Annotated in this window: 15 protein-coding genes; 14 read left to right on the top strand and 1 reads right to left on the bottom strand. The window is 28.9% G+C overall.

The annotated features are described in order from the left end of the window. The first annotated feature begins 26 nt into the window (after window positions 1–26). The 9 genes from ACXYRK_RS01105 to ACXYRK_RS01065 all read left to right on the top strand — a co-directional run bounded on the left by ACXYRK_RS01105 (window position 27) and on the right by ACXYRK_RS01065 (window position 8,722). The gene (locus tag ACXYRK_RS01105) at window positions 27–482 is read left to right on the top strand and encodes a transcription antitermination factor NusB (protein WP_458614548.1); all 456 of its coding nucleotides are present in this window, start codon (window positions 27–29) and stop codon (window positions 480–482) included. Next, complete coding sequence (locus ACXYRK_RS01100; protein WP_458607213.1) at window positions 472–900, top strand: hypothetical protein; 429 nt, start codon at window positions 472–474, stop codon at window positions 898–900. Before ACXYRK_RS01105 ends, ACXYRK_RS01100 begins: the two co-directional genes overlap by 11 nt. Further along, window positions 900–2,057 (top strand): aminotransferase class V-fold PLP-dependent enzyme, encoded by a 1,158-nt coding sequence (locus ACXYRK_RS01095; RefSeq protein WP_458617633.1) that lies wholly within the window; start codon window positions 900–902, stop codon window positions 2,055–2,057. Before ACXYRK_RS01100 ends, ACXYRK_RS01095 begins: the two co-directional genes overlap by 1 nt. Continuing rightward, complete coding sequence (locus ACXYRK_RS01090) at window positions 2,047–2,457, top strand: iron-sulfur cluster assembly scaffold protein (protein ID WP_458607215.1); 411 nt, start codon at window positions 2,047–2,049, stop codon at window positions 2,455–2,457. Before ACXYRK_RS01095 ends, ACXYRK_RS01090 begins: the two co-directional genes overlap by 11 nt. Further along, on the top strand, window positions 2,450–3,691 hold the full coding sequence (locus tag ACXYRK_RS01085; protein WP_458617631.1) for a Y-family DNA polymerase: 1,242 nt from the start codon (window positions 2,450–2,452) through the stop codon (window positions 3,689–3,691). The genes ACXYRK_RS01090 and ACXYRK_RS01085 overlap by 8 nt, the downstream gene beginning before the upstream one ends. 3 nt (window positions 3,692–3,694) lie before the next feature. Continuing rightward, on the top strand, window positions 3,695–4,774 hold the full coding sequence (locus ACXYRK_RS01080; RefSeq protein WP_458617629.1) for a nicotinate-nucleotide adenylyltransferase: 1,080 nt from the start codon (window positions 3,695–3,697) through the stop codon (window positions 4,772–4,774). Between the two features lies 1 nt (window position 4,775). Next, on the top strand, window positions 4,776–5,519 hold the full coding sequence (locus tag ACXYRK_RS01075) for a pseudouridine synthase (protein ID WP_458617627.1): 744 nt from the start codon (window positions 4,776–4,778) through the stop codon (window positions 5,517–5,519). A gap of 122 nt (window positions 5,520–5,641) precedes the next feature. Beyond that, window positions 5,642–8,227: a DNA gyrase subunit A gene (gyrA, locus tag ACXYRK_RS01070; protein WP_458617625.1), complete on the top strand. Its 2,586-nt coding sequence runs from the start codon at window positions 5,642–5,644 to the stop codon at window positions 8,225–8,227. A 6-nt stretch (window positions 8,228–8,233) separates the two neighbouring features. Then, the gene (locus tag ACXYRK_RS01065; RefSeq protein WP_458597411.1) at window positions 8,234–8,722 is read left to right on the top strand and encodes a large conductance mechanosensitive channel protein MscL; all 489 of its coding nucleotides are present in this window, start codon (window positions 8,234–8,236) and stop codon (window positions 8,720–8,722) included. Window positions 8,723–8,759: 37 nt separating this feature from the next. Here the strand turns inward: ACXYRK_RS01065 and asnA are convergent, their stop codons facing one another. Next, a complete protein-coding gene (gene asnA, locus ACXYRK_RS01060; protein ID WP_458617623.1) occupies window positions 8,760–9,740 on the bottom strand; it encodes an aspartate--ammonia ligase in 981 nt (326 codons plus the stop codon). Window positions 9,741–9,973: 233 nt separating this feature from the next. Here asnA and ACXYRK_RS01055 point away from each other — a divergent pair, with 233 nt between their 5' ends. The 5 genes from ACXYRK_RS01055 to glyA are packed head-to-tail and all read left to right on the top strand — an operon-like array spanning window position 9,974 to window position 16,266. Then, window positions 9,974–11,209 carry a replication-associated recombination protein A gene (locus ACXYRK_RS01055; protein WP_458617621.1) on the top strand — a complete coding sequence of 412 codons (1,236 nt, stop codon included), beginning with the start codon at window positions 9,974–9,976 and terminating at the stop codon, window positions 11,207–11,209. A 2-nt stretch (window positions 11,210–11,211) separates the two neighbouring features. Beyond that, a complete protein-coding gene (gene pheS, locus ACXYRK_RS01050; protein WP_458617619.1) occupies window positions 11,212–12,162 on the top strand; it encodes a phenylalanine--tRNA ligase subunit alpha in 951 nt (316 codons plus the stop codon). Continuing rightward, entirely contained in the window at window positions 12,152–12,865 is a 714-nt protein-coding gene (locus ACXYRK_RS01045) for a uracil-DNA glycosylase (RefSeq protein ID WP_458617618.1), read from the top strand. Before pheS ends, ACXYRK_RS01045 begins: the two co-directional genes overlap by 11 nt. Next, entirely contained in the window at window positions 12,837–14,990 is a 2,154-nt protein-coding gene (locus tag ACXYRK_RS01040; RefSeq protein WP_458617616.1) for a phenylalanine--tRNA ligase subunit beta, read from the top strand. Before ACXYRK_RS01045 ends, ACXYRK_RS01040 begins: the two co-directional genes overlap by 29 nt. Before the next feature lie 7 nt (window positions 14,991–14,997). Beyond that, a complete protein-coding gene (gene glyA, locus ACXYRK_RS01035) occupies window positions 14,998–16,266 on the top strand; it encodes a serine hydroxymethyltransferase (RefSeq protein ID WP_458597419.1) in 1,269 nt (422 codons plus the stop codon). The last annotated feature ends 53 nt before the right edge of the window (window positions 16,267–16,319 follow it).

Here is a 16,319-nt window from a genome sequence, read left to right as displayed (position 1 = left end):
GCAAAATAAAATCATCCGAGGTAAAGATGGCAGTAAAAAATATTTCTAGGCATGCATTAAGAATAAAAAACATCGAAATTATTTATAAACATGAATTACTTGATATTCCTTATAACCTTGAAGCTATTATTAATGAATTTCAAATAAATTTTGAACAAAAACTTTTCTTTATCAAAGTCAAAAATTCAGTTGTTTTTGTTAAAAAAATACTGCAGAAGTTATTAAACGAGGATTGACCGTGACAACGACTTAGTCCACTTATTCGTGCAATATTAATAAATGCATGTGTAGAACTTTATTCTATACAACCAAAAATTGTAATAAATGAAGCCGTGATTATTACTAAAGAATATTTTGGACAGCCATCTAAGTCATACAAAACCTCTAATGACGAACTTTTATATCAATTTGTCAATGCTATTTTAGAGAATTTTTATAAAGCGGTCATTGTACTCGATTCTGAAAGCAGAAATGCAAACTAATGAAACTTTATTAAAATATATTTTTTTAAAGCATCAAAGTTTATTTAATTTTATATTCAAAACCTTTATTGATTTAGATGTTATTGAAAAATATGATTTATCGAAAATACAATGAATTGAAATTAAAAATAATTTTAATGGTTTTAATGCAACTATAAATAACTTTTTACAAGGTTTTATAGTTAAAAACACAAATAAATTAATGCTTAAAAACTTTTTTATCTATATGTTTTTACAACTTATTTATAGAAACAAAAAGCATAAATTTATTAAAACATGTTCGTTTTTTGATGAAATTCAAAATGAGATAGCTTTTAATAATAAAAAACGCAGTTATTACTATGATTTTTTAGATGAATTTAAAAAAATACCTAACTATAATATATTTTTGATTAAGATATTAAGGAGGTTGTTATAATGAATGACTGGATTCGTAAGCAATTCCCAATCCTTAATAAAATTACTTATTTTGACAGTGCTGCATTGGTTTTAAAACCGATTTCTGCAACAAATGCAATTTATAACTATTATAAAAATATCTCAATTTCTTCAAGAACAGCTGACACGCCACTTGGAAATTTAGTGAATTCAAAAATCGCATCTGTTAGAAATAAAGTGGCGAAACTAATTGATAGTAAGGATCATGAAATAATCTTTACCAGTGGAACAACTGAATCGATTAATTTGTTTGTAAATATGTTTTCGCATATATTAAAACCAAATGATGTAATTTTATTAAATGCTTTTAATCATTCTTCAAACCTTATTCCGTGAATTGAAGTGTCAAAAAAAATAGGATGCAAAATCCATATTAGTAATAATTTACTTGAAGATTTGCAAACCTTTAAAAATATTAAAATTCTAGCATTCGCTCAAGAAAATAACACATTTAATCAAAATTTTGACATCAAAAAAATATCACAAATAGCACATTCAAAGAATATTTATGTCTTTAACGATGCTGCACAATCAATTAGTCATCAAAAAGTTTCATTAAATGATTCAGATATCATTGTTTTTAGCACAAATAAGTTTTACGGTCCTACCGGTATGGGTGTTTTAGCAATTAAGGAAACACTTTTAAAGAAGTTAAAACCAGTAAAATTTGGTGGTGGTAGTGTTACAGAAGTTCATAAAGATGCATCATGGGTTTTAAAAGATACCATCAATGCATTTGAACCAGGAACCCCTGATATTGCAGGTTTTTTTATGTTTGATAAAGCACTTGAGTTTTTTGACAAAGTAGGTTATCAAAAAACTCAAGAAATTTTAAAAGATCTATCTTTTTATTTACACAGAAAACTGATGAATTTACCTAATATAACTGTTTCAAGTAAACCAGGTGATTTTATCGCATTAATTAATGTTAAAGGAATTAATGCACAAGATGCTGCAGGATATTTGGGAAGCAAAAATATTTATACAATTGCTGGGATTTTTTGTGCTCCTTATATAAGAAATATCATCAAAGAACACTCGTTTTTAAGAATTTCTTTAGGTATTTATAATAATTATTCAGATATTGATAAATTAATTGATGCTTTAGCAAATGGAGGTGATTTTTATGCATTTTAATCCGAATATAGCACGCGAAACGATAATGAATCACTATCTTAAACCAAAGAATAAAACAAAACTTGATACATCAAATGTTTTTTATAGCACTAGTTGTTCGGATAAGTTATTAGTTGATTTAAAATGGGATCAAAACATCCTAATAGATGCAAGTTTTGATGGGCTCGGATGCGCACCTTTTTTAGCAGGTGCTGATATGTTTTTAGATGCTGTTAAAGGCAAAACAAAAGAACAAATCGACTTACTAGTAGATATTTTCACCAAATTTGTTAATGGTGAAAATATCAGTGATGAACATATGGATTTATTAGGTGATTTATGAGTTTTTTATAACATCAAAAGTCAACCAAATCGCATTCATTGCACATTAATGATAACTAAAGCATTTAAAGATGTCTAGACCTTATATTTTTCACATTGATTTTGATTCATATTTTGTTTCTGCTATTAGAACTTTAAAACCTAATTTGCTTAATAAACCAGTAGCGATTGCAAATAAAGGAATCCATTCGGTTGCTGTTTCAGTGAGTTATGAACTTAGACAACTTGGTATCAAAGCGGGGGCAAAAATATCAGAAATATTAAAAAAAGAACCAAAAGCAATCATTGAACAACCTCGTTTTGATTTATATATTGCAACTTCAAATACGATTTTTAGATATATTAAAAAGTTCTATGCTGCTAAATTTGAAGTCGGGTCAATTGACGAATGCTACATCCAAGTTCATAGCAGCATTGATAGCGATGAAAAAGCTTTACAACTTGCTAAAAGATTGCAAGATGATATCGAAAACAACTTTAAAATCCCTATTAGTATTGGAATTTCTAAAACTAAGTTTTATGCGAAAATGACAACTAATTTATTTAAACCAAAAGGAATTGCTGTAACTAATAGCAAAAACTATCAAGAACGCTTCTTTAGTCTACCGATTACTAAATTTCACGGTATCGGAGAAAAACTTGGTGATCACTTTAAAAACCTTGAAATAAATACCATTGGGGATTTAGCAACATTAACTTATAATGATATAAGACTGACATCAATTCTTAAAACATCCGGATTTAAATTCATAGATGCTTTAAATTATTTTGCTGATTCAGATGTTAGTGATGAAATTCCTGAAGTCAAAGGGATTAGTCACGATATCACCTTTAACAAAAAAGACATAAACACTGAAGATATTTTGCAAAATATAGCAATACAAGCACAAAAAGTATCAAGAAGGTTGCAAAAATTATATAAACTAGGTAATCAAATTAGCTTTGGTGTACGAACATTTAGTGATGGTTGAATCGCAAAACATATGGTAGTTGAAAAATTTATCAATGAAGCAGATGAAATTATTAAATATTGTAAGCAACTTTTTTATGATAATTTTTTAGATACCAAAATCATCGGAATCAGCATCCGTGTATCAAACTTAATCAATTCCTTTGAAAACTACCGTAGTTTAAGTATTTTAGAAACACCAAAAGTATGTAAATCTAACTACATTGTAGATCAAATTATTAATAAAGTGAATACAAAAATGAAAATGAAGAGTTTAAAAACTTTGGCGGACTATAACATCGAACGAATTAAAAAAAGAAGGGGACAATCTGATTCAATTGAAGTAGGTGTCTTTAAGAGGTAAATTATGAAAATAGGTATATATGGTGGTTCATTTGATCCAATTCACATTGGTCATATAAAGCTTGCAAAATATGCAATTAAAGAACTTAATTTAGATAAACTACTATTTGTTCCGACTTTTACATCACCGTTTAAGTCTAAAACAAAATTAGTTAAACCATATCAAAAAGCAGAAATGATTCAGCTGGTTTTAGAAGAGAAAATGCAATTATGTGACTTTGAAATTAAGCGAAATAATGTCTCATATACCATTGATACAGTAAAATATCTAAGGCAAAAATATCCTAATGATCAACTTTTTTTATTAATTGGTAGTGATAATTTACCAAAATTAAATAAATGAAAAGACATTGATATTATCTCTCAACTCACACAAATAACCGTATTTCGTCGTGATAAAAACATTAATAAAATTAACTTAAAAAAATATAATGGAATTTTGTTAAATAACCCTCTTTATGATTTTGCATCAAGTGATTTTAAAAACGGAATGCTATCGCATGTAGATAAAAAAGTTTTAAACTACATTCAAAAAGATGGTTTATATTTAGAACAAATTATTCATAATAGCCTTTCTGCTTTGCGTGCCAAGCATTCTGTAGCAACAGCTGATTTTGCTGTCAAACTTGCTAAAGCTCATAATTATCCTGCTAAGGATGCTTATATTGCAGGATTAACACATGATATTGCAAAAGAATGGGATGTTAAAAGATCGCTGCAAGCAATTAAAGAGTTTGAACCAGATATTAAAGAAGAAAATCCAGCATTTTTACACCAAATCTGTTCATACATATGATTAAAGCATGGATATATGCTACAAAATCAAGTGATTTTACAAGCTGTTCGTTATCATACCCAATTACATCCGAATATGAGCAAGTTAGATAAAATTATTTTTATCGCCGATAAAATTTGTCAAGGACGACGTTTTGCCGGAATTCAAAAACTACGCGATCTTGCGTTAACTAATTTAGATGCTGGATTTAAAGAAGTTGTAAAACAAACCTATGATTTTAATATTTCAAAAGGTGTAAAATTCTCTAATGAATCACTAAATTTATACAACTTATATATGAAAGATTAAAATGGAAAAAATTAGATTACAAAAACTACTTTCACAAGCCGGAATCGCATCAAGACGTGAAGCAGAAACATTAATTGAAAAAGGTTATGTAACAGTAAATGGTATGGTAGCTAAATTAGGTGATAAAGCAGATTTTGGCGATAATGTGTTTGTGAAAAATAAACCTATATTTCAACAACAAAAAGTTTATTATGTTTTAAACAAACCGACTAAAACTATTACAACTTTAAAAGATAATTTCAATAGACCTTCTGTGATAGATTTAATGAATGTTCCTTATAAAGTGTTTCCTGTAGGGCGTCTTGATTATGATACTACTGGGGCACTAATAATGACAAATGATGGTGATTTAGCAAATAAATTAATGCATCCAAAATATCAAATCCCCAGAGTGTATCGAGCGAGAATAAACGAAAAACTTAGTGTAAAAGAATTAAAGAAACTTAATTCAATAGTTAAAGTTAATGGAGTTAAAAGTGTGCAGGATGTTATCCCTTGTGGAAGCGATTCACCAAAAAGTTATTTTGTTGTTTTAACACAAGGAACATATCATCATGTTAAAGAATTATTTAAATTGGTAGATAAGTTAGTTATCAATCTAAAAAGACTTGAATATGCAGGAATCACAGTAGAAAAAATGCCAATTGGAACCTATAGACCACTTTCTTTAAAGGAAGTTAAGGATTTGAAAAATTTAGTTAGATTACAAGAAGAAAAATTGCAAAAAAGAGAAAATAATTCGTAATTTTCTCTTTTTTGCTTGTTCACAGGGACAAAAAAATACTTAATTCTAGCTGCTTATAATAATTTTAAACAAAAAATTGTGTATAATTTAATAAATTTTTAATTTATTAAATTGGAGAGGATATGGCAGAAGATCAAGAGAAAAAAACAAAAATTAAAGAATATGACTATGAAGAAGATAACCACATCGTCTTTAAGAAAAAAGAACCAATAATAGAAGAAGACGAAGAAGAAATTCCACAAAATAATGCAGAATATCAAGTTTCATCACAAATCATCAGCGAATCAAAAGACGGTTTGCATCCAATTCTAGTCGATGATGAAATGAAAACATCCTTTTTAGAATATGCTATGAGTGTTATTGTTTCTAGAGCGCTCCCTGATGTTCGTGATGGACTAAAACCAGTACACCGTAGAATTTTATATGATATGTCTGAATTAGGTATTACTCCTGGTTCACAACACCGCAAATCAGCCCGTATCGTAGGAGATGTACTCGGAAAATATCACCCTCATGGTGATTCATCGGTTTATGAAGCAATGGTTCGTATGGCACAGGATTTTTCAATGCGTTATCCGTTAGTTGATGGACACGGAAACTTTGGATCAATCGATGGCGACCAAGCTGCTGCGATGCGTTATACCGAAGCTCGTATGTCTAAGTTATCTGCTGAAATGCTAGAAGGAATAAAAAAAGAAACAGTTGATTTTGTGGATAACTATGATGCAAGCGAAAAAGAGCCTGCTGTACTTCCTTCTCGCTTTCCAAACCTACTTGTATCTGGTTCATCTGGTATTGCTGTTGGTATGGCAACCGAAATCCCTCCACATAATTTAGGTGAAACTATTGATGCTACAGTTGCTTTAGCCAAAAATCCTAATATTAGCACCAAAGAGTTAATGCAACATATAAAAGGTCCTGATTTTCCTACGGGAGCAATAATTTTAGGCACTCGTGGGATTATTGATACTTATGAAACAGGACGTGGTAGCATTATAGTTCGTTCTAAAACTAATATTATAGAAAAAGCGAATGGTAAATCACAAATTATAGTTTCACAAATACCATATGCGATTAAAAAAACCACTTTAATTCAAAAAATTGTCGAACAACATAAGAATAAAGAAATTGATGGAATCGCAGATTTACGCGATGAATCAAATCGCGATGGAATTCGCATTGTGATTGATATTAAACGTGGATTCAACCCACATATTATTTTAAATAAGTTATATCAAAAAACTTATTTACAGACTGCATACAGTGCTAATTTAGTCGCATTAGTCAATGGTGAACCGAAACTACTTACATTAAAAACTGCTCTTAATGAATATTTAAAACATCAAAAAGATGTTGTTACCCGTAGATTAAAATTTGATTTAACCCGTGCTGAAGAACGTGCACATATCTTAGAAGGTTTAAAAATTGCTATTTTTAATATTGATGAAGTTATTGCAATCATTAAATCATCCAAAACTGATTTAATTGCACAAGAAAAGCTTAGTATGCGTTTTGAGTTAAGCGAAAGACAAACTAAAGCAATTTTAGATATGAATTTGCGTCGTTTAACAGGATTAAGTATCGAAAAGATGCAAGAAGAATTAAAAAATTTATTAACTGAAATTGCTCATTATAAAAATATATTAGCACACGAAGATAAATTAATTGATTTAATTATTAGTGAACTACAGGAAATTAAAGCAAAATTTAATGATGCTCGTCGCACACAAATTGATATTTCTGGTGCTGGTAAAATAACTGAAGAAGATTTAATCCCTGAAAATGATATTGTAATCACAACGTCAGTAAATGGTTATGTAAAACGTATTAACTTAGATGAATATAACACACAAAAACGTGGTGGAGTTGGTTCGGTTGGTATGAAAACATATAAAGACGATGATATCGCAATGATTATTCAAGCAAAAACCCATACTGATTTATTGTTATTTTCAAATTTCGGTAGAGCATATAAACTTCGTGGACACCAAATTCCTGAAGGAACCAAACAAAGTAAAGGTGTTCCTTTCATTAATGTTTTAGAAACCTTAGATGTTAATAATGGTGAGAAGATTATTTCTATTATTAGTGTTGATGATTATGAGCAAAATCAATATTTAACTACTGTAACAAAGTTTGGTATCTTTAAGAAAACTGATATAGCTTCTTTTAAAGTTGTTCGTCGCAATGGACTTATTGCCTTCAAACTAGTTGATGCAGATGAATTAGTATGTGCATTCTTATCATCTGATGAAGATCATATTTTAGTTGCAAATAACTATCGTAATATTGCAATCTTTAAAAATGATGATATTCGAGCATTAGGTCGTAATAGCATCGGTGTAAGAGCAATAAAACTTGAAGAAAATCAATATGTTGTATCTGCTTCATCGAACCGTGATGGTAATTTAGTGCTTTCTCTTGGTTCAAAAGGTTATGGAAAACTTACTGATGAAGGTGAATATAATTTAACTAAACGTAATGTTAAAGGTCTTGTAGGAATTGATAATATAAAAGCTGGAAATCTTATTTATGCAGGATTTGTAAGTTTAGAAGATGAATTATTGATAATTACTTCACAAGGGATAACTATTAGAACACAAATTACACAAATACCTAAATCATCACGTCAAACTAAAGGTTCTCGTATTATTAATTTAAAAGACAATGATGAAATAGTTGCAGTTGATGTAATTAAATTAAGATAGGAAGCAATGAATAAAAAAGATAATAAGAAGTCTTTACTTTATGAATCATTTACAGAAGCATCGAAATTCTTTAAAAAAGGTAACTTAATTATACTTGCCGTTGGTTTTTTGGCTGGGACAGTATTTAATGCAGTAGTTTCTTCATTAGCAAACGATGTTATTATGTCTGCAATTGCACATAATATCCTTGGTGATAAATTTAAAGACTTAGAAAGTTTAGTGTGAAAAGGTATTAAATACGGGAAATTTTTAGGTGCAATTATTAATTTTGTAATCATTTCATTCACCTTATTTATTATGTTAATGTCATATTTTATAATAAAAGCTGGTATCAAAAGGTATAGATTAAAGAAAAATCCACCTGTTGCAGTAGAACCTGATGTAGTTAAACCTACCACAGATGAATTAATTTTAGAGCAACTGAAATTAATTAATCAAAATTTAAACAAAGAACCACAAAATCAACAATCAGATGTCGACGATCAATTAGAATAAAAATGTTTTTACCTATATCATAGGTAAAAACATATTTTTATAACAATTCAATACCTTTGTCTTTCATTTCTTCGATGTGTTCTTTTGGTCAATAACTTGACTGAACTTCACCGATATGTGCTTTTTCAAGCAAGAACATACTTAAACGACTTTGACCGATTCCACCACCAATAGTTAATGGTAATTGATCGTTAAGAATTTTATAATGAAATGGTGACAGTTTTAACAAGTCTTCCTTGTGCATATTCGATTGTCTTAACATCGATTCAGCATCCACACGTATTCCCATCGATGATAACTCGATTGCTTTATCTAAAACATAAGAATACACCAACAAATCACCATTTAATTTTCAATCATCATAGTCAAATGCACGTTTTGAATGAACTATACCTGATTTAAGATTTTCACCTATGCTATAAACGAAAACAGCTCCCTTTTCCTTTACAATTACATCTTCACGTTGTTCAGGTGATAAATTTGGGTATAAATCTTCTAAATCTTGAGCACTAATAAAAAATAAGTTTTCAGCAAGTTTATCAGTAAGTTTTGGAAATTCTTCTTGCAATGCATACTTAGTAGCTTTAACAGCATCATAAATTTTACTTACAATCATTTTTAGAAAATTTAAATTACGATCACTACGGGAAATAATTCTTTCTCAGTCTCATTGATCTACATAATATGAATGAGTCGAATCGAGCTCTTCCTCACGACGGATTGCATTCATATCAGTATAAATACCTTCACCATCTAAATATTGATATTGTTTTAATGCATGACGCTTTCATTTTGCTAACGAATGCACAACTTCTAAGCGAACATTAGAATCTTTTGGATTAAATCAGACTGCCTTTTCACCTGATAAACCATCATTTAGTCCTGTTTTTGCATCTAAAAATAACGGTGCAGTTGCTCTAGTCAAGTTTAATGCTACCTTAATATTTGCTTGAAAAATTTGTTTAAGATCTTGAATAGCTATTTGTGTTTCTTTAATGTCTAATTTTGATTTATACATAGCAATTTAATTTTAAACTAATTTATTTTTGTTGATAATTTTTTCTTTATTTATGAACAATTTTACATCCATCGTTTTTTTAAAAAAACTAAAAATATACATAGTATGGCAATAATAAGTTCTATTTATACATTCGTTTTATTAAATTATCCACAAGTTTATACACAAGAAAAATAATTTTGTTCTTTAACACCTATAAAAATCAAAAAATCGTTATAATTATAAAATAATATATGAACAAAAATTTAGCAAATTTATTGAGACCACAGAAATTAGATGATATTGTCGGTCAAAATCATATTAAAAAATTGCTTAAGGAAGTAATTGAAAACAAAATTACTTCTAGTTTTTTGTTTTTCGGTGAAAGTGGAACAGGTAAAACAACAACTGCTTTTATTTTAGCAAATGAGTTAAATTTAAAAGCGGGGTATTTTAATGCATCGATTGATAATAAATCAGATTTAATAAAAATTTTAGATGATTGCGATGTTATAATAATCGATGAAATCCATCGTTTGAATCGTGATAAGCAAGATATATTACTATCTTATTTAGAGTTTGATAAAATAATTGTTTATGCTACAACAACAGAAAATCCTTATTTTAAAGTTGTTCCTGCTGTTCGTAGCAGAATGCAGATTTTGCAGTTTAATAAAATAGATGTTCAAGATATCGCTTTAATGCTAGAGAAAATTATAAAAGAAAATTATCCTTATTTAAAAATAAGCAAGGAAAATTTAGTCAATTTAGCAGCTTTTTCAAGTGGTGATTTAAGAGCAAGTATAAATAACTTACAATTACTTGCACTATTAAAAAAAGATGGAAAAGAAGTTAGTAAAAATGACTTAAAAACTATAATACCAAATATCAATTTTTATAGCGATAATAAACAAAGTGCTCACTATAATAACCTTTCAGCATTTCACAAATCACTTCGTGGTAGTGATATTGATGCTGCATTATATTATGGTTTTTTAATTTTACAAAGTGGTGATAATGATGGTTTATTTCGAAGGATGCTTGCTGTTGCATACGAAGATATTGGATTAGCAAATCCAATGGTAGGTGCAAAAACTGAAGCAGCCATAAGAGTTTTTGAAAGACTAGGTATCCCTGAGGGGGAACTTGCTATTACATCAGCAATAATCGAACTTGCTTCATCTCCTAAAAGTAATTCCGTTGTTTTAGCACGTGATAAAGTTAAGCAAACCATTTTAAATGGTAACATTTACCAGATACCATCTTATTTAAAAGACTCACATTATAAATCTGCAGTAAAATTAGGTGATGGAATTGGTTATCAATACCCACATGACTATTTTAAACATTGAAATAATCAACAATATTTACCAAAACAACTACAAAATACTAAATTTTACATTCCAAGCAGCAACAAAAATGAACAAAACATTTTAGAATATTGAAACAATTTAAAAGCAGAATGAAAAAAACACTATAAAAAGGAGTAATAATGTTAAAACTTGAAGATATAAATACACTCGAAGATCTTAAACAAGCAAAAGCTAAAATTTATTCATCAGATGGACAAATATATCAACTACAACAAAGTCTAAAAACTGCACCAGTTGAACAAAAAAAACAAATCGGTAAACAAATTAATGATTTAAAGAAAACATATGAAGAGTTTTTTAAAAATGCTGAAGAAAGATTGGAAAAAATAGAAATAGATCGTAAAATAAACTCAGAATTTATTGATATTAGCAAACCTGTCTACAAAGCTGGTAGCTTGCATCCGATAACATTAATCGAAGAACGCATTATGACTTGGTTTATTCAGCATGGTTATTATCAGCAAGAAAGTGGTGAAATAGTTTCTGATTTATATAATTTTGAGAAACTTAATATCCCCATCGATCATCCGGCTCGAGCAATGCATGATTCACTTTATTTAAATGCTACAACATTATTAAGAACTCATAATACTGGAATTACTGCAAAAGTTCTACACGAAAATAAAAATATCGAAATTTCAACATTTGCATTAGGTAAGGTGTATCGAAATGATGAAGATGATGCTACTCATTCACATCAGTTTACTCAACTCGACTTTGTTTGTGTTGGTAACGTTAGTTTTCCAAATCTCATATGAACTTTAAAATCCTTTCTATCCTATGTTTTGGAAGAAGAAATTGATATAAGGTTGCGTCCTAGTTATTTTCCATTTACCGAGCCTAGTGTGGAGGTAGATATGTTTTATAAAAATCATTGAATAGAAGTTTTAGGTGCTGGAATGCTGCATCCGAAAGTGCTACAAATGGCAGGATTTGATGCTAAATTTAATGCTTTTGCTGCTGGTGTAGGAATCGAAAGACTTGCGATGATTAAATATGGATTTAATGATATTAGGGATTTATATCGTAATGATTTAAGAATTTTGGAGCAATTTAGCAATGAAAGATAGTTTTTTACAAATCTTACAAAAAGAAGGTAAAGAAAGTTATTTTGATAATATTTTTCATTCTTTAAAAGAAGCAGAATTAAATAACCAAACCATCTACCCACACCAAATCGACATATTTAAGCCTTTTGAATTTTTTCAAGTTAATGAAACTAAAGTTGTTATTCTAGGTCAAGATCCTTATTATAATGATGATAGCGCAGACGGATTGGCTTTTTCTAGTTGAAAAGACGAAACACCAAAGAGTTTAGCAAACATTTTTAAAGTCCTTAAACAAGATTATCCAGATATTGTCATAAAAACTAATTCACTAGTTAATTGAGCTAAGCAAGGTGTATTATTGATGAATACAGTTTTAACAGTTATAAAAGGTAAACCTAATTCACATAAATATATCGGATGACAAAAATTTACATCAGTAATCCTAGATAAAATCATCGAGGCAAATAGTGATATAATTTTTGTTATACTAGGCAAACAAGCAAAAGAAACTGTATATAATTTATCTAACTTCGATAAAATTAAACAACAAAATATCATCAAATCCTCACATCCTTCACCGTTGTCATTTAATAAAGGATTTAATAATTCACAAATATTTTTAAAAATTAATCATCTTTTAAAAACACAAAATAAAACAGAAATTGATTGAAATTTACCACATGAGGAGGTTTTTAATGCTCGTTTCACTAAAACATCTAAATAGTTATTTACCAGATATCAAACTTACTGCAGAAGAAACTACAAACGCATTAAATGAAATAGGTTTTGAAGTTGAGGATGTGAGAAAATTTGCTAATATAGAAGGTATTTTATTTGCAAAAGTTATTAATGTCTTCAAAAATCCAAATTCTGATCGTTTAGATGTTGTTGAATTAAAAACTAAAAAAGGACAAATTACAATCCAAACAACTAATCGAATCTTAAAGGTAGGTGATTTAGTTGTTTGTTTTCCTGTTGGTGCAAAAAGAGGTGAAATTATCTTTGGTGAAAAAACACTTAAAGGTTATCCATCACAAGGGATGTTAGCATCTTGATCAGAATTAGGTTATAAATGAGACTTACTGTCAAAAAAAGATGAGTTGTTAGTCTTACCAAATGATTTTGCAAGCATAAATGATGATCCAATGCAACTTTTAAATATCGATGATTATCTAATCGAAATAGCAATCAATGCAAACCGCAATGATGCAAATTCATATTTTATTCTTGCTAAAGAACTTGCTGCATATTTTAACACTAAATTTGTTTTTGAATCAAAAGAACAAGAACCAAATTTTATAAGTGATTTTAAAGCAGCCAATGGAATGGCAAAAAATCTTAGTTTTAGTGAAATAAAAGGAAAATTAAAAACAAGTATTTACGAAAAAACTTTATTAGCAAAACACGATATTTCTTCTTTATTTGATTGAAGTGTTAACCTGACAAATTTAACATTAATAAATATCGGTGTTCCAGTACACGTTTATAATGCTGCAAAACTACAAAAAAATATTACTGCAAAATTGTATTCTGGTGAGATTGAGATATTAGGTGGTAAAAAAGTTGCTGTTGATAATGTTTTAGCTATTTCAGATGACAGCAATATTATTTCACTTGCTTCTGTTATCGGTCTAGAAACCACAAAAACTGATTTAGATACAGAAAACTATTTATTTGAAGTAGGTGTTTTTGATCCTAAATACATTCGTCACAGCACAAAAGAAATAAGGATAAGCACAACTGCATCAAGTCAAGGTTCAAGGGTTATAACTGCTTACCTTGCTTCAGTTGCGATGGAATTTATTCGTTTTTATTGCAAAAATTTACAGATTTCACAAATAATTAACCCTATTATTTATCATAAGCAAACAAGCATTATATATAATGCAGAACTTTTAAAGAAATATGCAGGTATAAATGAAATAAATGTTTTTGATAATGCTTTAAAAAAACTAACTTCGCTTGGATTTAGATTTGAAAATAATAAAATAACTACCCCTGAATATCGTTATGATATAGAAGTTTTTGAAGATATAATCGAAGAAATTTTTAGATTTTATTCATATGCAAAATTCAAACCACAACCAATTAAAACTGTTCCTGCTCATATACAAAAAATTAATAATTCTAAATCATATTTTCAGCACCAAGGATATAATGAAGTACGAACCTTTACTCTTGTTTCAAAAGAAAAAAATAAATTAAATCCTTTTTCATTTGAAAAACAAATCAATTTAATGACTTTTATTTCAAAAGAACGCGAATGCATTCGTAATTCGATTATTACATCACTTTCAGAAGTTGTAGCATACAATCAAAAGCGTAAAATGAGCAATATTAACATTTTTGAATATGGAATGATTTCAGAAAATATAATGGTTTGAGGACTTGCGAGTACAACAAAGACTTTCGAACAACTAAAACAAGATGTTATTAATTTCTTAGGTTTTGATGTTAAATTTACTGCACTAAAGGATAATGATTATATTCATCCAAATGTTTCTGCTTATATAAAATACAATAATACGATTATCGGATGAATTGGAAAAATCCATCCCAAATATGATCAAACAAATGCTTTTTATGCAGAATTTATGGATATAAAAGCAAATAATAAGATTAAATATATCCCAGTAGATTTAAGACCATTAAAAACTCTTGATTTAACTTTTACACTTAAAAATACCAATTATATAGGTAATATTGTTTCAAATTTAAGATGTCTTGGTCAAATTTATGACATCCAACAAATTGATAATTATCAACAAACAAATACTCGCAATGTTACTTTAAGAATTAGTGCAAATGATGAAGTTATACAAAGATTAAATGAAAAATTTAATAAGTAGGTAAAAAATGTATTCAAAAATTAAACTACATGATAAAGTTGTTTCCGATGCGATCAATAACGAACTACAAAGACAAGAGGACCACATCGAATTAATTGCAAGCGAAAACTATGTTTCTGAAGATGTCTTAAAGGCACAAGGAAGTGTGTTAACAAACAAATACGGAGAAGGATATCCTAACAAACGCTATTATGGTGGATGTGAAAATGTAGATGTGATCGAACAAGCTGCTATTGATCGTTTAAAACTATTGTATGGTGTTAAATATGCAAATGTACAACCTTATTCTGGTTCAGTTGCTAATGCTGCAGCTATTGCTGCTTGTGTACCATCAGGTGGGAAAATTATGGGATTATCCTTAAATAGTGGTGGACACTTAACTCACGGATATAAAATTTCTTTTAGTGGGATTTTTTATCAATCAGTTTCATATGATTTATCCAAAGATGAATTATTAGATTATGATGCAATCGAAGAATTAGCTATTAAAGAAAAACCGGATTTGATTATTTGTGGATATTCATCATATTCAAGATTAATAGACTTTAAACGTTTTCGGCAAATTGCTGATAAAGTCGGTGCCAAGTTGCTTGCAGATATTGCGCATTTAGCAGGATTGATAGCTGGTGGAGTATTTCCATCTCCGGTTAATTATGCACATATTATTACATCTACAACTCATAAAACTTTACGAGGTGGTCGTGGGGGAATAATTATGACTAATGATGCTGAATTGGCTAAAAAAATTGATCGTTGAGTGTTTCCTGGTTATCAAGGTGGTCCATTGTTTCATGCTATTGCTGGTAAAGCAGTTGCTTTCTACGAAGCATTACAACCACAATTTAAGCAATATGCTAAAGATATCATTAATAACTCGAAGCGTTTTTGCGATGCATTCAAGCGTCGTGGAGCAGTAATTATTAGTGGAGGAACCGATAATCATTTATTTATGATTAATGTATTAAAAACCTATCAAATAAACGGTTTAGAAGCCGAAAAAGTATTACATAAAATTAATATTACAGCAAATAAGAATACTATTCCATTTGATACTCTATCACCTTTTTTAGCAAGTGGAATCCGCCTTGGTACTGCTGCTATGACTAGTCGTGGTTTTAAACAATGAGCATTATTAGCAGACATTATTGATACAGCTTTAAAAAATATACACCTTATTAATTCAGATACCAAAGCAGGACAAAGACTACTTAGTTCATTAAAAAACAAGGTTGTCAAAATTACTAGTGAGCATCCGATTAAAAAATCGTATTTATAATTTAAACTTTTAATGATTTTTTATACTAACAGCAAAATTTTCTTATTTAGTGA

The organism is Mycoplasma sp. AC1221 (genome assembly GCF_054353815.1).
The sequence above is the reverse complement of the archived record's forward strand: the minus strand, read 5'-3'. Positions and strand labels throughout refer to the sequence as shown.